This window comes from Roseovarius sp. MBR-6, assembly GCF_040547525.1.
In the GTDB taxonomy this organism is placed as follows: Bacteria; Pseudomonadota; Alphaproteobacteria; order Rhodobacterales; family Rhodobacteraceae; genus Roseovarius.
This window is the reverse complement of sequence record NZ_JBEPPW010000008.1, coordinates 133,456-157,974: the sequence shown is the minus strand read 5'-3', so window position 1 is coordinate 157,974 and position 24,519 is coordinate 133,456. Positions and strand designations below refer to the sequence as shown.

Below are 24,519 nucleotides of genomic sequence, written 5' to 3'. Positions count from 1 at the left end.
ACGTCAAACTCCCTTCAATCGTTCCAGTATTTGGCACCATAAAGCGCCCACCAAAGCCCGAGCAGCGCCCACCCGCGGTCGGGCCCTCGCGCGGCTCAGAAAATCACGCCAACCGTCCCCTTCAGGCCACGAACGTTCCCCCGTGCCGCATCGATCATGTTGTGTCAGGTGTCGAACGCTCGGCCCGGCCCTTGCCGGTGGATTTAACCCCGCGCGCCATATCTTGTTTCCACGGCGCAAATCCTCTAAACGCACGCCCAAGCGGTCGCAGCCTACCCGCTTTAAAAAACAAGGACACGAGATATGGATACCATCGTCATCTGCTCCGGCGGGCTCGATTCCGTCACGCTTGCCCACAAGGCCGCCGCCGAGCGCAGGCTCGTGGCACTTTTGTCGTTCGATTATGGCCAGCGCCATGTGAAGGAACTCGATAGCGCCGCCGCCTGCGCGCGCCGTCTGGGGGTGGCGCACCGCGTGGTGGATCTGCGCAGCGTCGGTGCCGCGCTGTCGGGGTCGGCGCTGACCGATGAGGTCGCCGTGCCCGACGGGCATTACGCCGAAGAGACCATGCGCATCACCGTGGTCCCCAACCGCAACGCGATCATGCTGGCCGTGGCCTTCGGCATGGCAGCGGCGCAAAAGGCGGATGCCGTGGCGGCGGCGGTGCATGGCGGCGATCATTTCATCTACCCCGATTGCCGCCCCGGTTTCATCGCGGCGTTCCAGGCGATGCAGGATGCCGCGCTTGAGGGCTATGCCGAGGTGACGCTCTGGACACCCTATGTGACCGGATCGAAGGCCGACATCGTGCGCGATGGCGCGCGGCTTGGCGTGCCTTTCGCCGAGACATGGTCGTGCTACAAGGGGGGGCTGCGCCATTGCGGGCGCTGCGGCACCTGCGTGGAGCGGCGCGAGGCGTTTCATCTCGCGGGCGTGCCGGACCCCACGGAATACGACGACCCGGATTTCTGGCGCGCAGCGGTGGAGGGGCGGTAATGTATCGGATCACCAAGGAGTTTCACTTTTCCGCCTCGCATCAGCTCTTTGGCCTGCGCGAGGGGCATCCTTGCGCGCGGCTGCACGGGCATAATTATATCGTGGTGGTGGAACTCGCCGCCGAGGAGTTGGGTGAGACCGGCTTTGTGCGCGATTATCACGATCTGGGCGCGCTCAAGGCCTATATCGACAACGAGCTTGACCACCGCCACCTCAACGAGGTTCTGGGCGATGGCTGCGTCACCGCCGAGCGGCTGGCGAAGCATTTCCACGACTGGTGCGCCGCGCGCTGGCCCGAGGTTGCGGCGGTGCGGGTGAGCGAGACCCCCAAGACATGGGCGGAATACCGGCCATGACCGACCCCATCCGCGTCGCGGAAATTTTTGGGCCGACCATTCAGGGCGAGGGCGCGCTCATCGGGCAGCCCACGGTTTTCGTGCGCACGGGCGGTTGCGATTACCGCTGTTCGTGGTGCGACAGCCTTCACGCGGTGGACGCCGAGTATCGCCACGACTGGCAGCCGATGCAGCCCGAAGCGGTGATGGAAGAGGTCGCGCGCCTCTCGGGCGGGCGGCCCTTGCCGGTGACGCTCTCGGGCGGCAACCCGGCGATTCAGCCGCTGGGGCCGCTGATCGAGGCGGGCCGCGCGGAGGGCTATCGCTTTGCCATGGAAACCCAAGGCTCGGTCGCGCGCGACTGGTTCGCGCGTCTTGACATGCTGGTGCTCAGCCCCAAGCCGCCCTCCTCGGGCATGGCGGTGGATTGGGCGGTGTTCGCGGATTGCGTGGCCGCCGCCAAGGGGGCCGAGACGGTGCTCAAGATCGTCATTTTCGACGAGGCGGATTACCTCTGGGCGCGGCAGGTGGCGGGGCGCTATCCTGACCTGCCGCTGGTGCTCCAACCCGGCAACCACACGCCGCCCCCGCCCGAGGATGACAGCGCGGTGGTCGATCACGACGGGATCAACGCGCGGATGCGCTGGCTGGTCGGGCGGGTGGTCGCCGATGGCTGGTTTGCCGCGCGGGTGCTGCCGCAGCTTCACGTGACGCTCTGGGGCAACCGGCGCGGGGTTTGAGAGGAGAAAGGCGATGGCCGAGAATATCTATGAGGGGCTGAAACAGCTGGGCGGGGTCACGAAGCAACCCCAAAGCCCCGAGGAGGCGGAACTGGAGCGCGTGGCCAATCCGCAGGCCGATGTGGCCTATGCGGTGCGCTTTACCGCGCCCGAGTTCACCTCGCTCTGCCCGATGACCGGCCAGCCGGATTTCGCGCATCTGGTGATCGATTACGTGCCGGGGGCCTGGCTGGTGGAATCGAAATCGCTCAAGCTCTACCTCACCAGTTTCCGCAATCACGGCGCGTTCCACGAGGATTGCACGATTTCCATCGCGCGGCGGCTGGTCGATTTCCTTTCGCCGCAATGGCTGCGCATCGGCGGCTACTGGTATCCGCGCGGCGGCATCCCCATCGACGTGTTCTGGCAAACCGGCCCCGCGCCCGAGGGCGTCTGGCTGCCCGATCAGGGCGTGCCGCCCTATCGTGGGCGGGGGTAGGGGGTGGCACCCGTCATCCTCGGGCTTGTCCCGAGGATCTCTTGTTCCGGGCGAGATCCCCGCTTTCGCGGGGATGACGCCGGTCCGAACCCTCAGCAGGGCACGGTGCGATAGGTGCCGTCACCGTTGGCATAGGCGCACTGGTTGGTGCGCGTGTTGCGCGCGATGAGCGTGCCCGCAGCAGCCCCCGCAAGCGTCGAGGCCACGATCCAGCCCGCGCTCACGTCAAAGGCGGCCGCGCCGATGAGGCCCACGCCCGCGCCGATGGCGGCGCCGGTCAGTTCCCGGTTGTCGGTGGTGTCGAGGCACCCGGCGAGCGCAAGCCCCGCCACTGCCCCGATGATCGTGTTGCGTATCATGTCATGCTCCTGTTCTGCCTGTTACCGATATAGGTATTACGCGACGCGGATGGAAATATTCCCGCGAAAAATACCGCATCGGCAATGAATTGCCGGTCAGGGGATGGGGGGCACCACCTTGCGCCGCGCGCCAGAGAGCGCGTTGCCGGCAATCGCCGCGAGCAGGATCGCGCCGCCCGCGAGCGTGCTCGGCTCGGCCTGTTCGCCCAGAAACAGCCAGACCCAGACCGGCCCGAGCACGACCTCGGCCATGGAGAGAAGCGTCAACTCGGCGGCGGGCAGGCTGCGCGAGCCAAGCGTATAGAGCACGAGCCCGGCACCCACCTGAAACACGCCCATGCCCGAAGCGATGCCCGCGTCGCGCGGCGAGAGTGCAAGCGAGAGGCCAAGGCCCGCACAGATCGCCGCCATCGCCACCGTCCCGATCAGCCCCGAGAGCAGGACGGCGGGCATCATCTCGACCGATTTGCCACGCCGCAGCGCCACGGTGAATACCGCGAAACCAAGCGCCGAGCCGAGAGCCGCAAGATTGCCCCGGAGCGCCGCGCCAGAGGTCTTGTCCCAGACCATCACGGCAATGCCGCACAGCGCGACCAGCATGGCGATCCATGTGGCGCGGCGCACACGCTCGCCGAGAAGCACGCGCCCGAGCAGCGCCGCCATCAGCGGGGCGGCGGCGAAAAGCATCATCGCATTGGCGACCGAGGTGGTCTGAAGCGCAAAGATCGCGCCCGTGTAGGCGGCGACGAGCGCCACCCCGGCGATGAGGCCGGGCCATCCCATCGCGGCAATCAGCGAGAGGGGCGCGCGCCCGCTGCGCAATCGCACCACGGCATAGAGAAACACGCTCATGGCAATCGAGCGGTAGAACAGGATCTGCCAGACAGCGGCGTCGTCGATGAGGCGGATGCCAAGGCCCACGGTGGACCACAGAACGCCCGCCATGAAGACCAGAAAATAGCCCGACATGTCCCGCTCGGGTGTGGCGGCGGTCAGGCTCATGGCGCGCGCTCTTCCTCGGGCATGAGCGGGGGCAGGGGGCTGCCGGGGGCAAAGGTGGTCTCGGCGGTGACGGGAATGGCATCGCCGCGCCGCGCCGCGCGCAATTCCCGCCAGCCGATATAGAGCCCTGCGCCGATGATGAGCGCCATGCCGGTGAGGGTTGCCTGCGATGGCACCTCGGCCCAGACCAGATAGCCGAGCACCACGGCGAAGGGCAGGTAGGTATAGTCGAAGGGTGCCACAAGGCTGGCGGCGGCCACCTGATAGGCGCGCGAGGCCAGCATATAGGCCACCATCCCGATCGCGCCCAGACCGGCGAGGCGGGGCAGGTCGGCGATCACGCCGTCGGGCAGGCCCCAGCGAAGATGGGCCGTTTCGGGTGTCAACGGCACCAGATGCGCCACGCCCCAGCCGATGGGCACGATCATCACCCCCGAGAAGCAGAGCGTGTAGAGCCCGACCGTGAGCGTGCTTTCACGTTCGCCGATGCGGCGCGCGATGATCTGCGAGGCGGCATAGGTGAGCGCGCAAAGAAGCGGCAGCACCGCCACCATCGAGAAATGACCGCCCATCGGGTTCATGGCGATGACCACGCCCGCGAATCCCACGACAAGCGCCGCCGCGCGATGCGCGCCGATCCGCTCGCCCAGAAAGAGCGCGGCCATGAGCGCCGTCATCAGCGGCGCGGAGAAAAAGATCGTGCTGACTTCCGCCAGCCCCATGAACGGGAAGGCCGCGTAGAACATCGCAAAGCCCACGGCAAAGAGAAAGGCGCGCGCCATATGCAAGGGCCAGAGCGCCGAGCGCAGGCTGTGCGGCCCGCCGAGCCACGCAATGAGCGGAACAAGCACCAGCACCGCCACCACCGAACGCGCGAAGAGAAGCGGCCAGACCGGGTAGCTGGTCAGCATCCCCTTCATCACCGCGTCCTGCGCCACGAAAAGCAGCATCGCCACCTCTATGCACACGATCCCCTGCACAGCGCGCGAGGGCACGGGGGCGGGATGGGCGGACATCATCGCCATTGGGGGCCTCCTTGGCCTCGGGGGCAGACAGCCCAAAGGCCTGACCCCGGTGAGCGGGGCGTCTTGGGTCGATCATGCTGTGGGGTGGCGCTTGCGCCGGATGGGATGAGCGTGTCAGGGCGAAAAGCGACTGTCTCGCCTGTTTGCGACGAATATCGCGGGCGTCAGCCCTGCGCGCGGTCCCATGTCGGATGAAAGAGGCCGCCGGGCGAGAGGGTGAATATCTCGGCCCCCGAAGCGGTCACGCCGACCGAATGTTCGAACTGTGCCGAGAGCGACTTGTCGCGCGTCACGGCCGTCCACTCGTCGTCAAGCACCACGGTTTCGGGACGTCCGAGATTGACCATCGGCTCGATGGTGAAGAACATGCCTTCCTCGAGGCGCGGGCCGCTGCCGGGACGCCCGTAATGCAGCACGTTGGGCGGCGCGTGAAACACGCGGCCAAGGCCGTGACCGCAGAAATCGCGCACCACCGACATGCGCTGCGCCTCCACATAGGCCTGAATCGCGTGGCCGATATCGCCGAAGGTGGCACCGGGGCGCACCGCCTCGATTCCCTTCATCAGCGCGTCATGGGTCACGTCGATGAGGCGCGCGGCCTTGCCCGACGGCTTGCCCGCCACATACATCCGGCTCGTGTCACCGAACCAGCCATCGACGATCACGGTCACGTCGATATTGAGGATATCGCCATCCTGAAGCCCGTCATCCTTGCGCCGCTTCTCGTAATCGCGCGAAATGGTTTCTGCCCCGCTCTTGGGGATGGGCGCGCCGGGGATGCCGTGGCAGACAACGTGGTTGACGCTGATGCAGCTTGCGTGGCGATAGCCCTTGTAGCCGATGGTGGCGGATTTGGCCCCGGCGGCGTTGACCTTCTCCTCGATCAGCGCATCGAGCGCCTCGGTCGTCTGGCCGACAAAGACATGGCCCGCCATCTCGTCAAGGATCCGCGCGGCAAGCTGCCCCGCCTTGTGCATACCCGCGAAATCCGCCGCCTCGTGGATGCGGATGCCTTCGCGCGTCTGTCTGCCGCGATGCGGTTCGTTCACGTCATGCCTCGTCGTCTTCGCCGGTTTTCGCTTTAATTAGGGCTATTTGCCGCCAAGGGCCAGAGGTTGCGGCGCGATCGTGGGCAACGAGTGACCGATTGTGATCATGTCGCGCGAAATATCCGCGCAATATGACAGGATCGTGACCCCCGCAGCCTGCGCATGGGCCAGTGCTGCCGCATAGGCCGGGTCAATATCGGCGGCGACGCCGAGAGCGCGCGCATCGCCGCGCTGCACAAGGTAGAAAAGCACGGCGCGCGCCCCCGATTGCGCGACGCGGGCCAGATCGTGCAGGTGACGCGTGCCGCGCGCGGTCACGCTGTCGGGAAATTCGGCAAGGCCGGGTTGGCGCGAGAGGGTGACGGATTTCACCTCCACATAGGCATCGGGCAGGCCGTCGCCCGACAGCAGGAAATCCACCCGGCTTTTCTCGCCATAGCGTTGCTCGGGTCGCACCCGGTCATAGGCGGCCAGCTCTGGGATGGCGCGCGCGGTCAGGGCTGCGCGCAGCACCCGGTTGGCCGCGCCCGTATCGACGCAGACCAGCGCGCCCGGCCCCGTCTCGACCAGCCGCCAGCCATAGCGCAGTTTCCTGCGCGGGTCGTCGTTCGGCTCCACCCATATCCGCGCACCCGGCGCGGCCAGCCCCATCATCGAGCCGGGATTGGCGCAATGCGCCGTGGCCTCGGTCCCGTCATCAAGCCGGATATCGGCCAGAAACCGCTTGTAGCGGCGGATGAGGGTGGCAGGCAGGAGGGGGCTTTGAAAGCGCATGGCGCGGGCCTATACCGGGGCAGGTCGCAGATCAAGGAGGCCGCCATGCCCAACCCCACCGCCGCCATGCTTGTCATCGGGGACGAGATCCTGTCAGGGCGCACGCGCGATGCCAACATGCATTACCTCGCCGGAGAGTTGACGCGCGCGGGTATCGACCTGCGCGAGGTGCGGGTGATCAGCGACGATCCGGAGGCCATCGTCGCCGCCGTGCGGGCCCTTGGCGCCGCCTATGACGTGGTGTTCACATCGGGCGGGATCGGCCCCACCCATGACGACATCACCGCCGAGAACGTGGCGCGCGCCTTTGACCGCCCGATTTCCGTGCGCGATGACGCCCGCGCGATCCTTGCCGCGCATTACGACGCGCGCGGGCAGGAATTGAACGCGGCGCGGTTGCGCATGGCGCGTATCCCCGAGGGGGCCACGCTGATCGAGAACCCGATCAGCGCCGCGCCCGGTTTCACCATCGAAAACGTGCATGTCATGGCGGGGGTGCCGTCCATCTTTCAGGCGATGCTTGCCTCGGTGCTGCCAAAGGTCACGGGCGGCGCACCGCTTCTGTCGCAAAGCTACGAGATCCGGCGCGGCGAGGGCGATATCGCGGCCCCGCTCGGGGATCTGGCCGCGCGCTATCCCGATCTTTCCATCGGCTCCTACCCGTTCATCCGCGAGGGCTGTCACGGCGCGAATATCGTGATCCGGGGGGCCGATGGCGCGCGCGTCGATGCGGCCATGGCCGAGCTTGCCGGGATGTTCCCCGCATGACGCCCGACCTTGACACGCTTTATGCCGTGGCCGAGGCGACTTGGCCGCCCGCCGCGACCCATATCCTCGGCCCGGTCACGCTGCGCGACGGTGAGGGCGGCGGCAAGCGCGTCTCGGCGGCGACCGCGTCGGGGCCGGTGACGGCAGAGGACGTGGCGCGCGCCGAGGCGGAGATGCGCGCGCGCGGTCAGGCCCCCCTGTTTCAGGTGCGGGCGGCAGAGGACAATCTTGACCGGATGCTTGAGGGGCGCGGCTACGGGATCGTCGATCCGGTCAATGTGCTCGTGGCACCGACGGGCGCGCTCACGGGCGAGCGTCCGCCGCGTCTTGCGACATTCGCCGTCTGGGAGCCGCTCGAGATCATGCGCGAGATATGGGCCGAGGGCGGGATAGGTCCGGCGCGCCTCGCGGTGATGGCGCGGGTGAGGGGACCGAAAACCGGCCTCTTCGCGCGTCACGCCGATCAGCCCGCAGGCACGGGATTTGCCGCGATCGCCGCGGGTGTCGCCATGGTCCACGCGCTCGAAGTGCGCGCAGGGCACCGGCGCGCGGGTGTCGGGCGGCTGATGATGGTGCAGGCCGCCCTCTGGGCCGAGGCGCAGGGCGCCGCGCATGTCGCGGTGCTCTGCACCCACGCCAACGCCGCCGCGAACGGGCTTTATGCCGCCATGGGCTTTCGCGTCGCGGGGACGTATCATTACCGCCTGAAGGAGTAGGCCATGACCGACCAACCCACCGCCCTCGATCTGCCCCCCGTCGATCCGCTGCCCGAGGCGACGAGGCGCTATTTCGAGATCTGCGAGGAAAAGCTGGGGATCGTGCCCAATGTGTTGCGCGCCCACGCCTTTGACATCGAAAAGCTTGACGCCTTCACCGCGCTTTACAACACGCTGATGCTGGCCCCCTCGGGGCTCACGAAGCTCGAGCGCGAGATGATCGCGGTGGTTGTCAGTTCCATCAACCGCTGCTGGTATTGCCAGGTGGCGCATGGCGCGGCGGTGCGGGCGCTCTCGGGCGATCCGGCCTTGGGAGAGGCGATGGTGATGAATTACCGCGTGGCGGATATTTCGGCCCGCCAGCGCGCGATGCTCGATTTCGCGGCAAAGGTGACGCAGGCCAGCGCCACCGTCGAGGAGGCGGACCGCGCCGCGCTGCGCGAGCATGGGTTCAGCGACCGCGATATCTGGGATATCGCCAATGTGGCGGGGTTCTTCAACATGTCGAACCGCGTCGCCTCGGCCACCGGGATGGTGCCCAATCCCGAGTATCATTCGCAGGCGCGCTAGGATGCGCGGGCTGGCGGTCCTTGCGCTTGGGCTGCTTCTGGCCCCGGCGGTCCGGGCGCAGGACCTGCCCCTGCCCGAGGGCACCGAGCGCACGGCCGAGGTGATCCGCGAGGCGGGCACGGTTCATCTGCCCACCGGGCCGTTTTCCGGTGGCGCGGTGCCGCGCCAGCGCGTCGATGGCCGCATCACCAGCCGCGCCTGGCGGATGCCGGAACGCGGCCTTGGCACGCTGGCACGGCTTGCCCCCCTGCGCGAGGCGCTGGAGAAGGCGGGTTGGGAACCGGTCTTCGACTGCGCGGCGGACGGGTGCGGCGGCTTCGATTTCCGCTTTGCCACACCGGTGCTGCCCGCGCCTGCCATGTTCGTCAACATCTTCGATTACCGCTATTTTCTGGCGCGGCGCGGCGACGAGCATGCCATGCTCTTCGTCAGCCTCGCGGGCGAGCGTGCCTATGTGCAACTGACCCATGCCGGGCCGGGCGAAGGCCCCGCGCCTGACACCGTGGCGGTTCCGGAATCGGCGACCGGGACCACGGGCGATCTGGTGGCGCGGCTTCGGGCGCAGGGGCATGCGGTGCTGGACGGTCTTGATTTTTCCACCGGGGCCGGGTCTCTCGGAGACGGGCCGCACCCCGATCTTGAGGCGCTTGCGGCCTTCATGGCCGCCTCTCCCGGTGCGCGCATCGCCCTTGTCGGCCATACCGACAGCGTCGGCGGGCTTGAGTCCAACATAGCGTTGTCGCAGGCGCGCGCCGAGGCTGTGCGCCAGCGCCTTATCGCTGTGCACGGGGTCGATGGCACGCGCCTTGAGGCGCATGGCGTGGGCTTTCTTGCCCCGGTCGCGCCCAACACCACGTCCGCAGGGCGCGAGGCCAATCGGCGGGTCGAGGCGGTGTTGCTGGAGTAGCGCCGTCCGGTGTGTTCCGCCTCAGCCGGTGTGCTTTTGGCCCAACACCCGCCCCGCCACAGCGTCGAGCCGCGCCAGAAGCTGCGGATCGCGCTTGTCCGGCGCGGTGAGCAGCGCGAAATCGAGCGCGCGGTCGCAACCATGCGGGCAGGGGGCGCGGACCCCTCCCAGCAGCGTAGGAAGGCGGGCAACAAGGGCGCGGCCCTTGTCGGCATTGCCCGTCAGCGTGGCAATGATGGCGGTGATGTCGACCGCGCCGTGATCCGGGTGCCAACTGTCGTAATCGGTGATCATTGCCACGCAGGCATAGCAAAGCTCGGCCTCGCGGGCGAGCTTGGCCTCGGGCATACCGGTCATGCCGATCACGTCGAACCCCCAGTGATCGCGGTAGAGGCGAGATTCGGCCATGGTCGAGAATTGCGGCCCCTCCATCGCCAGATAGGTGCCGCCGCGATGCACGGTGATGCCCGCGTCCTGCGCCGCCCGTTCGCAGGCGTCCGAGAGGCGCGCGCAGGTCGGGTGCGCCACGCTCACATGCGCCACGCAGCCGGGGCCGAAAAAGGATTTCTCGCGCGCGAAGGTGCGGTCGATATATTGATCGACAAGGACAAAATCGCCCGGCGCAAGCTCCTCGCGGAACGACCCGCAGGCCGAGACGCTGATCACGTCCGTGACGCCCAGCCGTTTCAGCGCGTCGATATTGGCGCGGTAGGGAACCGAGGTGGGGCTATGGACATGGCCGCGCCCGTGACGGGGCAGAAAGGCCATGGGCACGCCGCCCAAGGTGCCGGTCAGGATCGCATCCGAGGGCGGCCCCCAGGGCGTTGCCACCTCCTGCCAGCGGGCCTCTTCCAGCCCGTCGATCTCGTAGAGCCCCGATCCGCCGATCACCCCGATCATGGTATTTGCCATTGCCCAAGCCTTTCACTGTCCCAGCAGAAGGCTTAGGCCGGATCGCGGCAAAAGAAAATGCCCGCGCGGGTCCGTGATCCCGCGCGGGCCGGGCCTGCCCTCCTCCCCGGATCGCAGGCCCGGTGGCGGAGGGTGTCAGCCCAGCATCGCCACAACCTCATCCGTGGTCCAGAGCGCGTTGGCCATGTAACGGAAATTGGTGAGCGCCGCGAGATAACCGTCGCCCTCGGGCAGCATCGCCGCCGCCGTCCCGTCCGAGACCACGGCCACCTCGAACCCCTGTTCAAGGAGTTCGCGCATGTGCCCTTCGGTGCAGAGATTGGCCGACATGCCGGCAAGAATCACCTGATCCACCCCCGCCTTGCGCAATTGCAGCGCGAGGTCATTGGTTTCCGGCCCGTAAACCTTGTGCGGCGAGCAGATGATGGTTTTGCCGTCGAGGATATAGGGCTTGTATTGCGGCATGTAGTCGGCACCCGAGCCCTCGAACCCCTCCATGCTGACGGGGCTCACCCGGTCGAACATGTTGATGGCGTGCATGAGTTTTTCCAGCGCACCCTCGAATTTCCAGCCCTTGTCGGTCGGGTAGTAGTAATGCGGCGAGATGGCGACGGGGATATCCGCGCCCTTGGCGGCCTTGAACAGGCGCTCGATGTTCTCGACGGTGTTGTTGGCCGTGACACTCCCGCCGACCGCGCCCCAGGCGACGCCATCGGGCGACAGAAAGTCGATCTGCGGATCGGTGACGACAAGGGCGGCGCGGGAAAGGTCCAGCACCATGTCGCTTGGCGGCAGGAACGGCTCGGCCGGCGGGGCATAGGGGTTGTCCTGCGCCCGCGCGCCGGTGGCGGCAAGGCCTGTGGCAGCAGCGGCAAGGGCGGCGGTGCCGGTCAGCGCGGCGCGGCGGGTGAATTTGGGGTCGTGATCGTGGTCATGGCAACTGCACATGGGGTCCTCCTTTGGTGAATCCTGTCGGCAGTCTGGAGGGGGTGATGTGCCTTTGCGTCCTGAATCTGTGGCGTCATATCAATTTTCCGTGCCTTTTCTCTCGGGTTGCGGCAGGATCGGATCATGCAGACGCACCCCCATGACCGCATTCTCGACGCGCTCGAGATCAGCGCCGAGCCCTTTGCCATCTGCGCGCTCGAGGGCGTGTGCAGCATGGGGTTGGGGCGCAATCCGCGCGCAACGCTGCATTACGTGCTGGGCGGCGAGGGGGTGCTGTCGGTGCAGGGGCGGGCACCGCTTGACCTTGCGCCGGGGCGGCTGGTGCTGGTGCCCGCGAGCCGCAGCCATTCGCTTGTCAATCGCGGCGGCGCGCAGGCGGGGCTGCCCGCGTGCCGTCCGGCGGGGCTCGATCTGGAAAGCCATGTGGCGCGCGGTGAGGGGGCGGGGGTGATGGTGGTGCTGTGCTCGACGATCTCGCTGGGGCTGCGCGGCACACATGGGCTTATTGATCTGTTGCGCGCGCCGCTCAGCCTTGATGTGGCCGCAAGCCCGGTGGCGGCGCAGGCGATGACGGCGCTGGTGGCGGAGATGGGGACCGAGCGGCCCGGACAGCGCGCGATGGTGCGCGCGCTGCTGCTGCAATGCCTGATCGAGATGCTGCGCACGCGGCTGGAGGCGGGCGATCCTGGGGTTATGTGGCTCGGCGCGCTGGCCGATCCGGGGCTTTGGCGGGGTTTATGCACGATGCTGGACGATCCGGGGCGCCCCCATACGCTCGAAAGCCTCGCCGAGGCGGCGGGGCTGAGCCGGTCCCGCTTTGCCGCGCGATTCCAGGCCGCCTATGGCCAGGGCGCGATGACGCTCTTGCGCGATCTGCGGCTGGCACGGGCGGCGCAGATGCTGGCCGAGCGGCGCGCGCCGGTGGATCAGGTGGCGCGCGCGGTGGGGTTTCAAAGCCGCAGCGCCTTTTCCCGCGCCTTCGTCGCCATGTGGGGGGAAACGCCGCGCGCCTTTCGCGGGCGGCGGGGCGATCAGGCCGCCGAGCGGGTGCAGAACCGTGCCTGATTGCGGCCCCGCGCCTTGGCGGCATAGAGTGCGCGGTCGGCCTCTTCCAGCAGCACCTGCATGGTGGGTGCGGGCAGTCCGGGGCGCGCTTCGGCCACGGTCACGCCAAGGCTGAGCGTGACGGCGATGGGCGCGCGTGCGCCCGGCACGGCAACCGGCGTGGCGCGGATCGCATCGCAGAGCCGCTCGGCCACCTCCTGCGCCTCGGCGCGGGTGGTGTCGGGCAGGGCGATGAGAAACTCCTCGCCGCCGATCCGGGCCAGAAGATCGCCCGCGCGCAGATGCGTGCGCAGACGTTCGGTCACCGCGACAAGCACCGCATCGCCCGCCGCGTGGCCATGGCGGTCGTTGACCTGTTTGAAGAAATCGAGATCGGCCACCATCACGGCAAGGCTCTTGCGGGTGAGCGGCAGGCGCGCGATCTGCCGTTCCAGCCAGGGCAGGGCATGGCGGCGGTTATGGGCCCCGGTCAGCGGGTCGCGCAGCGCCGCCTCGAGCCCCGAGCGCATCTGTGCGCGCAAGGTCTCGTTGCGGCGCTTGCGCGCAAGCTGACGGGCGAGGCGTTCGTCGAATTCCTCGGGCGCGACCGGCGCAAACAGCACGTCATCCGCCCCCATGTCGAGCAGCGTCACCGCGAGCGCCGCGGCATCGCGGTCGAGCAGGACCAGAACCGGCGCGTGGCGCGTGCCCGGCGTGGCCTTGAGGTCAGCCAGAAGGCGCAAGCCCTCCTCGGCCTGCGCGAAACCGAGGGTAAGCACAAAGGCGTCCTGCGCCGCGGGCGGGGGGGCGTCGTCGAGCGCGCGGCAACTCAGCCGGTGCGGCGTGCCCTCGCCGAGAAGGGCGCGCAGCGTCAGCGCTGCGGCGCGGTCGGGGCCGAAGAGGGCCACCTGTCCGGGAAGGGCAAGGGGTGCCCGCGCCTCGGCAAAGCCCGATGTGCTGCCGGTCTGGCCGATCAATTCCTCCTCGGCGTTGCGCTGGCGCAGGAGGTTGCGCAGCCGCGCGAGCAGCAGCGGCTCGGATACCGGCTTTGTCAGCACCTCATCGGCACCCGCACGCAGAAGTGCCAGGCGCTTGGGTGTGTCATCCTCGCTCTGGAGCAGGACGACGGGCACATGGGCAAGACGCTCGACCCGGCGCAGCGCGCGCAGGAGCGGCTCGGCGCTCTGCCCGTCGAGGCGCGCATTGGCAAGGATGAGGTCGGGCGGTTCGGCCGTGGCAAGGCGCAACGCCTCGCGCGCCGTGCCTGCCTGCACCACGCGATACGGCGTGGAGGAAAGCCTGACCTTCAGGACGATGCGGTTGGTGGCCAGATCGTCAACGATGAGAATGGTGCCCGACATTGCGGCTGCGCCTTTGATCTGAGCGTTTACCTTTGCCACAGTCTCGCGCTAAGTGGTTAAGAAAACCTTTCCGGAAATTAACAAAGATGACCATGCGATGACGATAGAGCGGGAATCCGCCGAGACGGTCGCGCTTCAGGCGCTGGCCTGGCTGGCCGGGAATGACGAGTTGTGGCCGGTGTTTCTGGGCGCGACAGGGGCCTCGGAGGCGGATTTTCACGCGCGCGCGGCGGAGGCGGAGTTTCTGGGCGCGGTGCTGGATTTCCTGATGATGGATGATGAATGGGTGGTGGGTTTCTGTGACGCGCAAGGCCACAAATACGATGTGCCGATGCGGGCGCGCGCGGCCCTTCCGGGCGGGCAGGAGATGAGCTGGACATGAGATTGCGCGCCGATGCGGTGCTGTTCGACAAGGATGGCACCCTCTTTGATTTTCACGCCACCTGGAGCCATTGGGCGCATGAGGTGCTGCACGATCTGGCGGCGGGCGATGGCGCGCTTGTGGTGCGGCTTGCCGCTGCGGTCGATTACGACCTTGCCGCGCGCCGGTTCCGCCCGACAAGCCCGGTCATCGCCGGGACCAACCGCGAGGCGGCGGAATGTCTGGCCGGGGCGCTGCCGGGGCGCGGCGTGGCCGCGATCGAGGAGCACCTGATGCTGAGCGCGGCGCAAGCGCCGCTGGCACCCGCCGTGCCGCTTGGGCCCTATCTCGACGGGCTGCGCGGGCAGGGTCTGCGCCTTGGGGTGATGACCAATGACACCGAATACGGCGCGCGCGCGCATCTGGGCGCGGCGGGGGTGCTGGAGCGGTTCGATTTCGTCGCGGGGTTCGATTCGGGGCACGGGGCCAAGCCATCGCCGGAGCCGTTGCTGGCCTTCGCGCGCGCGGTCAGCGTGGCCCCGACGCGCGTGGTCATGGTGGGCGACAGCACCCATGACCTGATCGCCGGGCGCCGGGCGGGCATGGCCTGTGTCGGCGTGCTCACCGGCACGGCGCTGGCCGGGGATCTCATGCCCTTCGCCGATGCGGTCCTGCCCGATATCGGCCATCTGCCCGGCTGGCTGGCGGCGTGACGCGCCATCCGCTCTTCGGGCTGGCGCTGGCCGTGTTCGGGGCGCTGATCCTCACGCCCGATGCGCTTTTCATGCGGCTCTCGGGCATGGCGGGCTATCAGATGGTGGGCTGGCGCGGGGGGCTGATGGGGGCGGTGATGCTGTGCCTCTGGGCCGTCACGGCGCGGGCGAAAGCGCGCGATCTGGCGGCGCTGGCGACGGGGATGGGCGCGCTGCTGGTGGTGACGCAATACGCCAACATGACACTGTTCAGCCTTGGCATCGCGCACGCACCGGTGGCGGTGATGCTTCTGGGGGTGGCGTGCGCGCCGGTCTTTGCCGCGCTTTTGTCCTGGCTGGTGATGGGCGAGCGGACGCGCCCCGCCACCTGGGCCGCCATCGTGGCGGTGCTGGCGGGGCTGGCGCTGGCGGTATCGGGGGGCGACGGCACGGGCGCGGGCAGCGCGGGGTTGGGCCTTGCGGCGGGGCTGGGGGTGGCGCTGGTTCTGGCGCTCAACTTCGTGCTCTTGCGCGCACGCCCCGACATGCCGATCCCGCTCGTGCTCGGGCTGGGGGCGGTGCTGGCGGGGGCGACCGGTTGGGCGGTGACAGGACCGGCGCAGATGACCGAAGGCACGGTCTGGGCCATCGCGGTTTGTGGTCTTGTGATCCTTCCGGTGTCTTTCCTGTCATTGTCGATGGCCTCGCGCCACACCCATGCGTCGAATGTGAGCCTGCTCCTGCTGCTTGAGACGGTGCTTGGCCCGCTCTGGGTCTGGCTGGGCGTGGGGGAACGACCGACGCCGGTGATGCTTGCCGGGGGTGCTGTGGTGGTGGTGAGCCTCGCGCTCTATCTCTGGCATGAGGGGCATCGGCGCGCCGAGGGGAAAAAACGACAGGCTGCGTCGCAAAGCGGCGGGTGACGCGCCCGCACACGGTGTTTCGTGGGGGGCACGAGCACCGGGAGGGCGCGACATGGCCGAAGATCTCAAACGCAGGACACGCAGCGGCGGGCGCGCGGGCAATGCCGCGCGGCGCGGGGGTGCCGCGATCGAGCAGATGCCGTGGAATCCGCCGATCAATATCGACCGACCCGTTGAGCCGCTTTCGCCGGAGGGCGTGCTGGCGATTCATGACGGCGCGATGCGGATCCTCGAAGAGATCGGGATCGAGTTTCTGAACCCCGAGGCGGTGGCCATTCTGCGCGCCTCGGGCGGGTGCGAGATCACTGGCGAGAATGTCCGCATGGGCCGCGATTTCGTCATGGAGATGATCGCCAAGGCGCCCGAAAGCTGGACCATCACGCCGCGCAACCCGGATCGCCGGATCACCATGGGGGGCAATCATCTCAACTTCGGCAATGTCTCCTCGCCGCCCTCCTACTGGGACATGAAGATCGGGCGCAAGGTGTCGGGCACCCGCGAGATGTGCCAGAACCTTCTGAAACTGACGCAGTATTTCAACTGCATCCATTTTGCGGGCGGTTATCCGGTGGAGCCGCAGGACATTCACCCGAGCATCCGTCACCTGGACGTTCTCTATGACAAGCTGACGCTGACCGACAAGGCGATGCACGCCTATTCCCTGGGCGCGGAGCGGGTGGATGACGTGATGGAGATGGTCAGGATTGCCGGGGGCCTCAGCCACGAGGACTTCGAGGCGACCCCGCGCATGTATACCAACATCAACTCCACCTCACCGCTCAAGCATGACTATCCGATGCTCGATGGCTGGATGCGGCTGGCGCGGCGGGGGCAGGGGCTGGTGGTGACGCCCTTCACGCTGGCCGGGGCGATGGCACCGGTGACGATGGCGGGGGCTGTGGCGCAGTCGATTGCCGAGGCGCTCTGCGCGGTGGTGCTGGCGCAGATCATCCGCCCCGGCGCGCCCTGTGCCATCGGCACCTTTACCAGCAACGTGGACATGAAATCCGGCGCGCCCGCGTTCGGCACGCCCGAATACATGCGCGCCACGCAGATGACCGGGCAGTTGGCGCGGTTCTACAGGTTGCCGCTGCGCGCGAGCGGGGTCTGCGCGGCCAATGTGCCCGACGGGCAAGCGATGTGGGAGACCTCCAACAGCCTGTGGTCGGCGGTGCAGGCAGGCGCGCATATGGTCTATCACGCCGCCGGATGGCTCGAGGGCGGGCTGATTGCCTGCCCGGAGAAATTCATCATGGATTGCGAGATTTTACAGCAGATTCAGCGGTATATGGACCCGGTTCTGACGGCGACCGGCCCCGAGGAAATCGCCGTGGACGCGATCCGCGAGGTTGGCGACAAGGGGCACTTCTTCGGCATCCAGCACACGCAGGACCGCTACACCACGGCGTTCTACGCGCCGTTCCTGAGCGACTGGCGCAACTACGAGGCGTGGGAGGCGGCAGGTGCAGTGTGGACGCCCGCGCGCGCGCATCAGGTGTTTCAGGACATCATCGCAGGGTTCGAGGCCCCGCCGATGGACGAGGCCATCCGCGAGGAACTGGCGGGTTTCGTCGCCCGGCGCAAGACCGAGGGCGGGGCGCCGACGGATTTCTGAGATGGGGCCGAAAACGGCATCGGTATTTCTGGCGGGGGTGCGTCGAGGACGTCGCTGAAAGGCCGTGTTTGGCCTTGAGCTGACATTCGCCCCCTGTCCCCCGCGCGGAATCAAGGCGCGCCTTGGCGCGCCGCCGCGCGAGCGCCCGACCGCCCCCCGGGCGGGCGCTTTTTCGACGTTGAAACCCCTACAATCGTTCCAGTATTTGGCACCATAAAGCGCTCACCAACGCTGTTGCAGCGCCCACCCGCGGTCGGGCCCTCGCGCGGCTCCACCAATGTCAGCAACAGGCCACGAACGTTCCCCCGTGCAGCATCGGGCACTTTGTGTCAGGTGTCGAATACTACTGCTCTGCACCTGGCGTAGGACTCCCGGCGCTTCTCGCTGTGGCATGGTTGGCGGATGAGACGCTCGGACATCTGCCTTCACCTTGGCTCCGCCGACCGATCCGAGCGTCAGGATTTGATTATCAACCGCATCGCGTCGCGCAAGCTTGTCTGGCGTGCGGGGATCGTGCTTGCCACGGTCGACGGCCATGGCACCTTCGAGATCATGCGGCGAACGAACATGTCGAAGCCCACGGTTCGGCGCTGGCAAGAGCCGTATCTCGATGAGGGCGTGGCGGGGGGCAGCTCACCCGGTCTGTTCAAGCTGCCGCTCGGACAGACCGCCGGGATGCCATGTCGGCAAAGGCCGCGCCGGATCCTTACCCCTAATCCGAGCTCGATTTATCCCGATTTACACTGAAATCAGTGCGTCCAGACCTGACGGCGATAGGTTGCAAAGTTCTCGCCATAGCCGCCGGGGCGAATGTTGGCCTTGCGCGGTTTGGGGTCCTGCACCACGGCGTCTATGCCATGATCCTTGGCATAGTCGAGCGCCGCCTCCTTGGTGGGAAACCGCAGACGCACCTGCGCCTGAGTGTCGCCCGACGAGGTCCAGCCCATCAATGGATCGACCTCGCGCGCCGTTCCGGGGACGAATTCCAGCACCCAATGCCGTGTTTTGGCGGTGCCCGACTGCATCGCAGTGCGGGCGGGTTTGTAGATGCGCGCAGCCATGGGAACACTCCTGATTTCAGCCTCTGACTTATCCCAAAATGGGGACGATGACGCAAGGGGCAAGGTCAAATGGGCGCACTCGACCGGTTCGCGACATCGGGTTGAGCGTCGCCTCGGTCACATACCGTGACGTAATTGTGTAAAATGCAAAATTTCATGGAATCGTAACAGGTTTGGTGCAAGTCTGTCCGGATGGCACAGGGCGCTTACCCACTTTACTCCAGAGCGGAACGCGTGGCCGATGGCGCGGTGCACGTGACCGGGCTATTGGCCGCCGTGACCGGGGTGGCGATGCTTCTGGCGATGTGGGCGCTCAGGATGGACGGGGTGACGCTCGCGGCGGTGCTGGTCTATTCGCTGGCGCTGATTGCGATGCTCGGGGCCTCGGCGGCCTATCACCTCTTTGCCCATACCCCGGCGCGCCCGGTGCTGCGCCGCCTAGACCATGCGGCGATCTATATCAAGATTGCGGGCACCTTCACGCCGCTCGGCGTGATTTTGAACACCGCTTTCGGCTACGCGGTGCTGGCGGCGGTCTGGGCGCTGGCGCTGGCGGGCGCGGTGTCCAAATTGCGCCGCCCGCGCGGCCAGATGACAACCCATTGGCTGCCCTATATCGCGCTCGGCTGGCTCGGGGTCGCGCTCATCCTGCCGCTTGCGGGTGTGCTGCCGGGGCCAAGCCTTGGCTTCATCGTGGCAGGCGGGCTGCTCTACACGGCGGGGGTGGTGTTCTACGCCTGGGAAAGCCTGCGCTTTGCCAACGCGATCTGGCACCTCTTCGTGGCGCTGGCCACGGGGTGCTTCTTTCTGGGTATCAGCACGGCGCTGGCGACCGCGCTCTGACGCGCCGCCTCAGGCGCGGCGACCGGCCTTGAGATCGGCGAAGAGATCGACGTTGCGGCAATAATCCGGCGCGGTCCCGCTGTCGGGCCGCGCGTCCAGCCAATGCTCGCAGTCACCGGGATTGGCGCAGCCGGTGCAGGCGAGAACGGCATCCCCCAAGTCACCGGGGGTCAGCAACCCCTCCATCATTTTCTCCTCCAGATCAACACCCTGAACCGTGGCCATACGGTCTACAAGGCCGGCGTGATGTTTGAGCGTGCGGGCACTTTGCATGGGAACTCTCCTGTTGATTGCGCAGAAGGGTGCCGCAAAGAGGACATTCACGCTTTGATCTGCGTCAAATCAGGCCCCACGCCTCAGAGCTTTGAGGCCACCCGGCGCACCGTCTCGATGCGCTGCGCATTTGGCGGGTGGGTTCCGAGAAAGCGGTTCCCCGGATCAGGGATCTGCGAAAAGAATTCGACCCCGCGCACCGGGTTATAGCCCGATTTATGGGCGATCACGGTGCCAAGCGCGTCGGCCTCAAGCTCGAACTCCTTGGAAAAGGCGCGCCCGCCCACGCCCGCGCCGAGGCGCGCCGCCTGATCCACAGCACCCTGTCCGGCACCGGTGACGGCGGCAATGCCGCCGAGGATGAGCGCGCCCGCGGCCGCACTTTGCTGCTGGCGCGGGATATGGCCCGCGATGTGATGCGCGGCCTCGTGGCCCATGACGAAGGCCAGCTCATCCGCGTTGCGCACCGAGGCGATCATCGGCAGGGTGAAGGCAAGGATCGGCTGGCCGTTGCGGTCAAGCGTCTGGTAGGCGTTCACGGGCTGTCCGGGGCGGTCATCCACCACGATGCGGAAATCGCAATTGGAGCTTGGCGCGCGGGCGCGGCATTCGCGTTCCGCAACCGGCTCCACCCGCTGCACCACGGTCAGGAACTGCTGCACCTTGTCGCGCGTGACCACGGGCGGGGCCGGGCGCTGCGCGGCGGCGGGCTGCGGCGCGGGGCGGGTGGTCTGACTGGTCTGCGTCACCTCGACACAGGAGGCAAGGCCGATCAGGGCAAGGCAGGCAATCCAGCGCATGACAACTCCTCGTTAAACTCGACTGCCTTCGTTTTAGCAGGGTTGCGCCGCCCCGCCACCCCCTTTGCCCCTGCGCGCCATCGCCCGTTGCAATCCTCCGCCGACGCGATACGCTATCCCCATGTTTTCCATCGAACACGAATTCGACTCGACCGTGATCACCCTTGTGGACGAGGGCGAGGTGCCCTTGGCCGAGGATGTCATCGTCAACGCCTTCGAGGAATGCGTGACGATCGAGCAATACGACCCGCGCACCGACCGGGTGCAGAAGATCACGCTGTCGATGACGCAATTGCGCGATCTGGGTGCAGCGCTCGACCTGCCCGAGGGGGTCTATCTGCGCGAAGCCAGCCCCTGAGCCTTAGCCGCCAATCCGCGCCAGCATCCGCGCGGCGGCGACCGTGGGCGTGATCTCACCGCGCGCGACCTCCTGGGCGAAACCCTCCATCAGGGCGCGATTGGCGGGCGTCTCGAGCCGCGCGAGCAGGCCCTGTTTCACCTCTTCGACGAACCAGCTTTGCGCCTGTGCGATGCGGCGGGCGGCGAAATGCCCCTCCGCGCGTCGCCAGTCGACCAGCGCACGCATCTCGTCCCAGGCCGCCGCCAGCCCGTCCTCGGCCAGCGCCGAGACCGTCAGCGCCTTGGGAAAGCCCTCGGGGTCCTGCGCGCGCTTGCGCAAGAGGCGCAGCGCGCCCGCATAATCCGACCGCGTGCGCATCGCCGCCGGTTTCAGATCGCCATCGGCCTTGTTGACAAGGATGAGATCGGCGATTTCCATGATCCCGCGCTTGACGCCCTGCAACTCGTCGCCGCCCGCAGGCGCCAGCAACAGCACGAAGATATCCGCCATCTCGGCCACCACGGTTTCGGACTGGCCCACGCCCACGGTCTCGATCAGCACCACGTCATATCCCGCCGCCTCGCACAGCATCACCGCCTCGCGCGTGCGCCGTGCCACGCCGCCCAGATGCGTCCGGCTGGGCGAGGGGCGGATGAAGGCGTTCGGATCGCGCGAAAGCCGCTCCATCCGCGTCTTGTCTCCGAGGATCGAGCCGCCTGAGCGCGCCGAGGAGGGATCGACAGCGAGCACCGCCACGCGCAGCCCCTGCGCGGTCAGCATGAGCCCGAAGCTTTCGATGAAGGTGGATTTGCCCACCCCCGGCGTGCCCGAGAGGCCGATACGGATGGCCGTGCGCCCGGCCCGGTTGACCCGTTCGAGAAGCTGCGCCGCCGCCGCGCGGTGATCGGGCCGCGCGCTCTCGATCAGCGTTATGGCACGGGCCAGCGCGCGGCGGTCGCCGTGCAAAACCCTGTCGCTGAGATCGTCCTCGGTCATGGGGCCGCCCTTTGGTGCGGGGTCTTCTTGCCCCGGGCGGCCGCGCGTGTCCAGAGCGGGAGAGATGAGTATTTTTGGAACAGTGAAACGGGGCCGCGCCTCTGGCCAAGCGGGCGCGCCTGTCCGATAAGCGGGGGATGAGCCTGCGACTGCCCATTCTCGACGCTGTTCCCGACCTGCTGGTCGCCTTGCGCGCGCGCGGGCGCGCCGTATTGCAGGCCCCGCCCGGGGCGGGCAAGACCACGGTCGTGCCGCTCGAGATGCTGCGCGCGGGGCTGGTTTCTGGGCGCATCGTGATGCTCGAGCCGCGCCGTCTGGCGGCACGTGCGGCGGCGGAGCGCATGGCCGAGAGCCTTGGCGAGGCCGTGGGCGAAACCGTGGGCTACCGCATCCGGGGCGAGGCGCGGGTATCGCGCGCGACGCGCATCGAGGTGGTGACCGAGGGGATATTGACGCGCATGGTGCAGGGCGCGCCCGACCTGCCCGGCGTGGGCGCGGTAATCTTTGACGAGTTTCACGAGCGTTCCCTCAATGCCGATCTGGGTCTGGCGCTTTGTCTCGAGGTGGCGGGCGCGCTGCGCGAGGATCTGATGCTGCTGGCGATGTCGGCCACGCTCGACGCCGGGCCGGTGGCGGCGCTGATGGGGGATGTGCCGGTGATCACCTCGGAGGGGCGCAGCTTTCCGGTCACGACCCGCTGGCTGGACCGGCCCCTGCCCAAGGGCGCGCGCCTGCCCGAGGTCGTGGCCGATCTTGTGGCGCGGGCCGTGGCCGAGACGGCGGGCGGCGTGCTGGTCTTCCTGCCCGGCGAGGGCGAGATCCGCCGCACAGAGGCGCTGCTGAAAGGTCGCCTGCCATCCGGGTGCCAGATCCGGCCCCTCTTCGGCGCGATGGATTTCGCGGCGCAGCGCGCCGCCATCGCGCCGGTGACTTCGGGGCGCAAGGTGGTGCTGGCCACGGCCATCGCCGAGACCTCGCTCACCATCGAGGATATCCGCGTGGTGGTGGATGCAGGCCGCGCGCGGCGCGCGCGGTTCGATCCCGGCTCTGGCATGGCGCGGCTTGTGACCGAGCGGGTGACCCGCGCCGAGGCGGCGCAACGGGCAGGGCGCGCGGGCCGCGTGGCCGAGGGGGTCTGCTACCGGCTATGGACGCGCGGCGAGGAGGGCGCGCTTGGCCCCTTTCCGCCTGCCGAGATCGAGGCCGCCGACCTGACCGGTCTGGCACTGGAGCTGGCGCTCTGGGGGGCCGCGCCCGAGGCGCTGCCCTTTCTCACCCCGCCCAATCCCGGCAGCTTTGCCGAGGCGCGCGCGCTGCTCACGGATCTCGGTGCGCTCGATGCGCGCGGCGCGATCACCGCGCATGGCCGCCGCCTTGCCGCGCTGCCCTTGCATCCGCGTCTGGCGCATATGCTGAGCGTGGCGGGGCCGGAGGCTGCGGACCTTGCCGCGTTGCTGGCCGAGCGCGACCCGTTGCCGCGTGCCGCGCCTGTGGACCTTGCGCTCCGGCTCGGGGCGGTGCGCGATCCGCGCGGCTATGCCGGGCGTCATCCGTGGGAGGCGCATCGCGGCACGGTGGAGCGTATCCGCACCGAGGCCAGACGCCTGCGGGCGCAGGCGCAGGGTCGTGACGGCGGGCAGAGTGCGGCGGAGATGGCCGCGCTCGCCTATCCGGACCGCATCGGGCTGCGCCGCAAGGGCGAGGCGCCGCGTTTCGTGCTTTCGGGTGGCAAGGGGGCGGTGCTGCCCGAGGGCGATCCGCTGGCGGGGGCGCGGCTCATCGTGGCGACGGACCTTGACGGCGACCCGCGCGAGGCCCGCATCCGGCAGGCCATCGCCATATCCGAGGCGGAGGTTCGCGGGCTTTATGCCGGGCGTATCGGCTGGCACGATGTCTGCGCCTGGGACCGGCGCGTGCGGCGCGTGGTGGCGCGGCGGCGGGAGCGGCTTGGCGCGCTGGTGCTCGACGACCGGACCTGGCCCGACGTGCCGCCCGAGGCGGTGGCGCGCGCCATGCTCGAGGGCGTGCGCGATCTGGGGCTGGTCTGGAGCGCGCCTGCGCGGCGGCTGGCGGCGCGCGTGGCGCTTCTGCGCGCGCGCGATCCGTCCCTGCCGGACATGTCCGAGGCGGCGCTGATGACGGGGCTGGAGGCGTGGCTCCTGCCGCATGTCGCGGGGGTGAAAACGGCGGAGGACTGGCGGGGCTTCGACATTGCCCCGGCGCTTGAGGCGATGCTGACATGGGACCAGCGCCAGACGCTCGACCGCGCCGTGCCGAGCCAGTTCACCACCCCGCTCGGGCGGCGCATTCCCATCGACTATTCCGGCGAGGCACCCGAGATCACGCTGCGCCTGCAAGAGATGTTCGGCCAGACCACCCATCCGGCCGTGGCGGGCCAGCCGCTGCGCGTCACGCTGCTGTCGCCGGCGGGCAGGCCGCTTCAGACGACGATGGACCTGCCGGGGTTCTGGGCCAGTTCCTATGCGGAGGTGCGCAAGGAGATGCGCGGCCGTTACCCTCGTCACCCCTGGCCCGAGGATCCGACCGAGGCCGACCCGACGCTGCGCGCCAAGCCCCGCAACACTTAGTGATTTGCTAAATCATTCATTTGCACTTAAACTATAGGATCAA

At 68.0% G+C, this 24,519-nt stretch carries 29 protein-coding genes; 17 read left to right on the top strand and 12 right to left on the bottom strand.

Going from position 1 to position 24,519, the window contains the following annotated elements:
- The first annotated feature begins 303 nt into the window (after positions 1-303).
- Genes queC through queF form a run of 4 tightly spaced genes read left to right on the top strand, consistent with a single transcriptional unit; the run spans position 304 to position 2,549 of the window.
- The gene (queC, locus tag ABIE57_RS12240) at positions 304-996 is read left to right on the top strand and encodes a 7-cyano-7-deazaguanine synthase QueC (protein ID WP_354539310.1); all 693 of its coding nucleotides are present in this window, start codon (positions 304-306) and stop codon (positions 994-996) included.
- Positions 996-1,352, top strand: coding sequence for a 6-pyruvoyl trahydropterin synthase family protein (locus tag ABIE57_RS12235; protein WP_354539309.1), 357 nt, complete (start codon positions 996-998; stop codon positions 1,350-1,352). Before queC ends, ABIE57_RS12235 begins: the two co-directional genes overlap by 1 nt.
- Entirely contained in the window at positions 1,349-2,071 is a 723-nt protein-coding gene (gene queE, locus ABIE57_RS12230) for a 7-carboxy-7-deazaguanine synthase QueE (RefSeq protein WP_354539308.1), read from the top strand. The genes ABIE57_RS12235 and queE overlap by 4 nt, the downstream gene beginning before the upstream one ends.
- Before the next feature lie 13 nt (positions 2,072-2,084).
- Positions 2,085-2,549, top strand: a complete 465-nt coding sequence (queF, locus tag ABIE57_RS12225; RefSeq protein ID WP_354539307.1) for a preQ(1) synthase — start codon at positions 2,085-2,087, stop codon at positions 2,547-2,549.
- A 92-nt stretch (positions 2,550-2,641) separates the two neighbouring features.
- Here the strand turns inward: queF and ABIE57_RS12220 are convergent, their stop codons facing one another.
- The 5 genes from ABIE57_RS12220 to sfsA form a co-directional block, all read right to left on the bottom strand.
- Entirely contained in the window at positions 2,642-2,908 is a 267-nt protein-coding gene (locus tag ABIE57_RS12220) for a glucose-6-phosphate isomerase (RefSeq protein WP_354539306.1), read from the bottom strand.
- A 96-nt stretch (positions 2,909-3,004) separates the two neighbouring features.
- Positions 3,005-3,910, bottom strand: coding sequence for a DMT family transporter (locus ABIE57_RS12215; protein WP_354539305.1), 906 nt, complete (start codon positions 3,908-3,910; stop codon positions 3,005-3,007).
- Complete coding sequence (locus ABIE57_RS12210) at positions 3,907-4,935, bottom strand: DMT family transporter (RefSeq protein ID WP_354539304.1); 1,029 nt, start codon at positions 4,933-4,935, stop codon at positions 3,907-3,909. Before ABIE57_RS12210 ends, ABIE57_RS12215 begins: the two co-directional genes overlap by 4 nt.
- 164 nt (positions 4,936-5,099) lie before the next feature.
- Positions 5,100-5,984, bottom strand: a complete 885-nt coding sequence (map, locus tag ABIE57_RS12205) for a type I methionyl aminopeptidase (protein ID WP_354539303.1) — start codon at positions 5,982-5,984, stop codon at positions 5,100-5,102.
- A 42-nt stretch (positions 5,985-6,026) separates the two neighbouring features.
- Complete coding sequence (gene sfsA / locus ABIE57_RS12200; protein ID WP_354539302.1) at positions 6,027-6,758, bottom strand: DNA/RNA nuclease SfsA; 732 nt, start codon at positions 6,756-6,758, stop codon at positions 6,027-6,029.
- A gap of 45 nt (positions 6,759-6,803) precedes the next feature.
- Between sfsA and ABIE57_RS12195 the strand changes: the two genes are divergently transcribed.
- From ABIE57_RS12195 to ABIE57_RS12180, 4 genes are read left to right on the top strand one after another with little or no spacing between them, the layout of a single operon-like run.
- Positions 6,804-7,526 (top strand): competence/damage-inducible protein A, encoded by a 723-nt coding sequence (locus ABIE57_RS12195; protein ID WP_354539301.1) that lies wholly within the window; start codon positions 6,804-6,806, stop codon positions 7,524-7,526.
- A complete protein-coding gene (locus ABIE57_RS12190) occupies positions 7,523-8,242 on the top strand; it encodes a GNAT family N-acetyltransferase (protein WP_354539300.1) in 720 nt (239 codons plus the stop codon). The genes ABIE57_RS12195 and ABIE57_RS12190 overlap by 4 nt, the downstream gene beginning before the upstream one ends.
- A gap of 3 nt (positions 8,243-8,245) precedes the next feature.
- Positions 8,246-8,812, top strand: coding sequence for a peroxidase-related enzyme (locus ABIE57_RS12185; protein WP_354539299.1), 567 nt, complete (start codon positions 8,246-8,248; stop codon positions 8,810-8,812).
- Between the two features lies 1 nt (position 8,813).
- Positions 8,814-9,719, top strand: a complete 906-nt coding sequence (locus ABIE57_RS12180) for an OmpA family protein (protein WP_354539298.1) — start codon at positions 8,814-8,816, stop codon at positions 9,717-9,719.
- A gap of 21 nt (positions 9,720-9,740) precedes the next feature.
- Here ABIE57_RS12180 and ABIE57_RS12175 read toward each other — a convergent pair whose 3' ends face one another.
- Together ABIE57_RS12175 and ABIE57_RS12170 are read right to left on the bottom strand one after the other, a co-directional pair.
- Positions 9,741-10,631, bottom strand: coding sequence for an S-methyl-5'-thioadenosine phosphorylase (locus ABIE57_RS12175; RefSeq protein ID WP_354539297.1), 891 nt, complete (start codon positions 10,629-10,631; stop codon positions 9,741-9,743).
- Positions 10,632-10,766: 135 nt separating this feature from the next.
- On the bottom strand, positions 10,767-11,579 hold the full coding sequence (locus ABIE57_RS12170) for a cysteine hydrolase family protein (RefSeq protein WP_354539296.1): 813 nt from the start codon (positions 11,577-11,579) through the stop codon (positions 10,767-10,769).
- A 123-nt stretch (positions 11,580-11,702) separates the two neighbouring features.
- On the opposite strand from ABIE57_RS12170, the gene ABIE57_RS12165 reads away from it, so the two are divergent.
- Entirely contained in the window at positions 11,703-12,644 is a 942-nt protein-coding gene (locus ABIE57_RS12165; RefSeq protein ID WP_354539295.1) for an AraC family transcriptional regulator, read from the top strand.
- On the opposite strand, the gene ABIE57_RS12160 is transcribed toward ABIE57_RS12165, so the two are convergent.
- Positions 12,611-13,984 (bottom strand): diguanylate cyclase, encoded by a 1,374-nt coding sequence (locus ABIE57_RS12160; RefSeq protein ID WP_354539294.1) that lies wholly within the window; start codon positions 13,982-13,984, stop codon positions 12,611-12,613. The genes ABIE57_RS12165 and ABIE57_RS12160 overlap by 34 nt on opposite strands.
- 97 nt (positions 13,985-14,081) lie before the next feature.
- On the opposite strand from ABIE57_RS12160, the gene ABIE57_RS12155 reads away from it, so the two are divergent.
- From ABIE57_RS12155 to ABIE57_RS12135, 5 genes are all read left to right on the top strand, one after another.
- The gene (locus tag ABIE57_RS12155) at positions 14,082-14,366 is read left to right on the top strand and encodes a DUF3572 domain-containing protein (RefSeq protein WP_354539293.1); all 285 of its coding nucleotides are present in this window, start codon (positions 14,082-14,084) and stop codon (positions 14,364-14,366) included.
- Positions 14,363-15,058: an HAD family hydrolase gene (locus tag ABIE57_RS12150; protein WP_354539292.1), complete on the top strand. Its 696-nt coding sequence runs from the start codon at positions 14,363-14,365 to the stop codon at positions 15,056-15,058. Before ABIE57_RS12155 ends, ABIE57_RS12150 begins: the two co-directional genes overlap by 4 nt.
- Positions 15,055-15,960 (top strand): DMT family transporter, encoded by a 906-nt coding sequence (locus tag ABIE57_RS12145; RefSeq protein ID WP_354539291.1) that lies wholly within the window; start codon positions 15,055-15,057, stop codon positions 15,958-15,960. Before ABIE57_RS12150 ends, ABIE57_RS12145 begins: the two co-directional genes overlap by 4 nt.
- Before the next feature lie 52 nt (positions 15,961-16,012).
- The gene (locus tag ABIE57_RS12140) at positions 16,013-17,575 is read left to right on the top strand and encodes a trimethylamine methyltransferase family protein (RefSeq protein WP_354539290.1); all 1,563 of its coding nucleotides are present in this window, start codon (positions 16,013-16,015) and stop codon (positions 17,573-17,575) included.
- A 402-nt stretch (positions 17,576-17,977) separates the two neighbouring features.
- A complete protein-coding gene (locus ABIE57_RS12135) occupies positions 17,978-18,322 on the top strand; it encodes a helix-turn-helix domain-containing protein (RefSeq protein ID WP_354539289.1) in 345 nt (114 codons plus the stop codon).
- A 2-nt stretch (positions 18,323-18,324) separates the two neighbouring features.
- Here the strand turns inward: ABIE57_RS12135 and ABIE57_RS12130 are convergent, their stop codons facing one another.
- Positions 18,325-18,636, bottom strand: a complete 312-nt coding sequence (locus ABIE57_RS12130; RefSeq protein ID WP_354539288.1) for an ETC complex I subunit — start codon at positions 18,634-18,636, stop codon at positions 18,325-18,327.
- A 192-nt stretch (positions 18,637-18,828) separates the two neighbouring features.
- On the opposite strand from ABIE57_RS12130, the gene trhA reads away from it, so the two are divergent.
- Positions 18,829-19,479, top strand: a complete 651-nt coding sequence (trhA, locus tag ABIE57_RS12125) for a PAQR family membrane homeostasis protein TrhA (protein WP_354539287.1) — start codon at positions 18,829-18,831, stop codon at positions 19,477-19,479.
- A gap of 9 nt (positions 19,480-19,488) precedes the next feature.
- Here trhA and ABIE57_RS12120 read toward each other — a convergent pair whose 3' ends face one another.
- Positions 19,489-19,752, bottom strand: a complete 264-nt coding sequence (locus ABIE57_RS12120; RefSeq protein ID WP_354539286.1) for a DUF6455 family protein — start codon at positions 19,750-19,752, stop codon at positions 19,489-19,491.
- An 83-nt stretch (positions 19,753-19,835) separates the two neighbouring features.
- Positions 19,836-20,552, bottom strand: coding sequence for a M48 family metallopeptidase (locus ABIE57_RS12115; protein ID WP_354539285.1), 717 nt, complete (start codon positions 20,550-20,552; stop codon positions 19,836-19,838).
- A gap of 121 nt (positions 20,553-20,673) precedes the next feature.
- Here ABIE57_RS12115 and ABIE57_RS12110 point away from each other — a divergent pair, with 121 nt between their 5' ends.
- On the top strand, positions 20,674-20,910 hold the full coding sequence (locus tag ABIE57_RS12110) for a DUF8831 family protein (protein WP_354539284.1): 237 nt from the start codon (positions 20,674-20,676) through the stop codon (positions 20,908-20,910).
- 3 nt (positions 20,911-20,913) lie between these two features.
- On the opposite strand, the gene meaB is transcribed toward ABIE57_RS12110, so the two are convergent.
- Positions 20,914-21,888 (bottom strand): methylmalonyl Co-A mutase-associated GTPase MeaB, encoded by a 975-nt coding sequence (gene meaB / locus ABIE57_RS12105; RefSeq protein WP_354539283.1) that lies wholly within the window; start codon positions 21,886-21,888, stop codon positions 20,914-20,916.
- A gap of 137 nt (positions 21,889-22,025) precedes the next feature.
- Between meaB and hrpB the strand changes: the two genes are divergently transcribed.
- Positions 22,026-24,476 (top strand): ATP-dependent helicase HrpB, encoded by a 2,451-nt coding sequence (gene hrpB / locus ABIE57_RS12100; protein WP_354539282.1) that lies wholly within the window; start codon positions 22,026-22,028, stop codon positions 24,474-24,476.
- Positions 24,477-24,519: the final 43 nt, after the last annotated feature.

Coding starts and splice junctions, on each gene's coding strand:
- queC (WP_354539310.1), top strand. CDS start 304: ATGGATACCATCGTCATCTGCTCCGGCGGGCTCGATTCCGTCACGCTT.
- ABIE57_RS12235 (WP_354539309.1), top strand. CDS start 996: ATGTATCGGATCACCAAGGAGTTTCACTTTTCCGCCTCGCATCAGCTC.
- queE (WP_354539308.1), top strand. CDS start 1,349: ATGACCGACCCCATCCGCGTCGCGGAAATTTTTGGGCCGACCATTCAG.
- queF (WP_354539307.1), top strand. CDS start 2,085: ATGGCCGAGAATATCTATGAGGGGCTGAAACAGCTGGGCGGGGTCACG.
- ABIE57_RS12220 (WP_354539306.1), bottom strand. CDS start 2,908: ATGATACGCAACACGATCATCGGGGCAGTGGCGGGGCTTGCGCTCGCC.
- ABIE57_RS12215 (WP_354539305.1), bottom strand. CDS start 3,910: ATGAGCCTGACCGCCGCCACACCCGAGCGGGACATGTCGGGCTATTTT.
- ABIE57_RS12210 (WP_354539304.1), bottom strand. CDS start 4,935: ATGGCGATGATGTCCGCCCATCCCGCCCCCGTGCCCTCGCGCGCTGTG.
- sfsA (WP_354539302.1), bottom strand. CDS start 6,758: ATGCGCTTTCAAAGCCCCCTCCTGCCTGCCACCCTCATCCGCCGCTAC.
- ABIE57_RS12195 (WP_354539301.1), top strand. CDS start 6,804: ATGCCCAACCCCACCGCCGCCATGCTTGTCATCGGGGACGAGATCCTG.
- ABIE57_RS12190 (WP_354539300.1), top strand. CDS start 7,523: ATGACGCCCGACCTTGACACGCTTTATGCCGTGGCCGAGGCGACTTGG.
- ABIE57_RS12185 (WP_354539299.1), top strand. CDS start 8,246: ATGACCGACCAACCCACCGCCCTCGATCTGCCCCCCGTCGATCCGCTG.
- ABIE57_RS12180 (WP_354539298.1), top strand. CDS start 8,814: ATGCGCGGGCTGGCGGTCCTTGCGCTTGGGCTGCTTCTGGCCCCGGCG.
- ABIE57_RS12175 (WP_354539297.1), bottom strand. CDS start 10,631: ATGGCAAATACCATGATCGGGGTGATCGGCGGATCGGGGCTCTACGAG.
- ABIE57_RS12170 (WP_354539296.1), bottom strand. CDS start 11,579: ATGTGCAGTTGCCATGACCACGATCACGACCCCAAATTCACCCGCCGC.
- ABIE57_RS12165 (WP_354539295.1), top strand. CDS start 11,703: ATGCAGACGCACCCCCATGACCGCATTCTCGACGCGCTCGAGATCAGC.
- ABIE57_RS12160 (WP_354539294.1), bottom strand. CDS start 13,984: ATGTCGGGCACCATTCTCATCGTTGACGATCTGGCCACCAACCGCATC.
- ABIE57_RS12155 (WP_354539293.1), top strand. CDS start 14,082: ATGACGATAGAGCGGGAATCCGCCGAGACGGTCGCGCTTCAGGCGCTG.
- ABIE57_RS12150 (WP_354539292.1), top strand. CDS start 14,363: ATGAGATTGCGCGCCGATGCGGTGCTGTTCGACAAGGATGGCACCCTC.
- ABIE57_RS12140 (WP_354539290.1), top strand. CDS start 16,013: ATGGCCGAAGATCTCAAACGCAGGACACGCAGCGGCGGGCGCGCGGGC.
- ABIE57_RS12135 (WP_354539289.1), top strand. CDS start 17,978: ATGAGACGCTCGGACATCTGCCTTCACCTTGGCTCCGCCGACCGATCC.
- ABIE57_RS12130 (WP_354539288.1), bottom strand. CDS start 18,636: ATGGCTGCGCGCATCTACAAACCCGCCCGCACTGCGATGCAGTCGGGC.
- trhA (WP_354539287.1), top strand. CDS start 18,829: ATGGCACAGGGCGCTTACCCACTTTACTCCAGAGCGGAACGCGTGGCC.
- ABIE57_RS12120 (WP_354539286.1), bottom strand. CDS start 19,752: ATGCAAAGTGCCCGCACGCTCAAACATCACGCCGGCCTTGTAGACCGT.
- ABIE57_RS12115 (WP_354539285.1), bottom strand. CDS start 20,552: ATGCGCTGGATTGCCTGCCTTGCCCTGATCGGCCTTGCCTCCTGTGTC.
- ABIE57_RS12110 (WP_354539284.1), top strand. CDS start 20,674: ATGTTTTCCATCGAACACGAATTCGACTCGACCGTGATCACCCTTGTG.
- meaB (WP_354539283.1), bottom strand. CDS start 21,888: ATGACCGAGGACGATCTCAGCGACAGGGTTTTGCACGGCGACCGCCGC.
- hrpB (WP_354539282.1), top strand. CDS start 22,026: ATGAGCCTGCGACTGCCCATTCTCGACGCTGTTCCCGACCTGCTGGTC.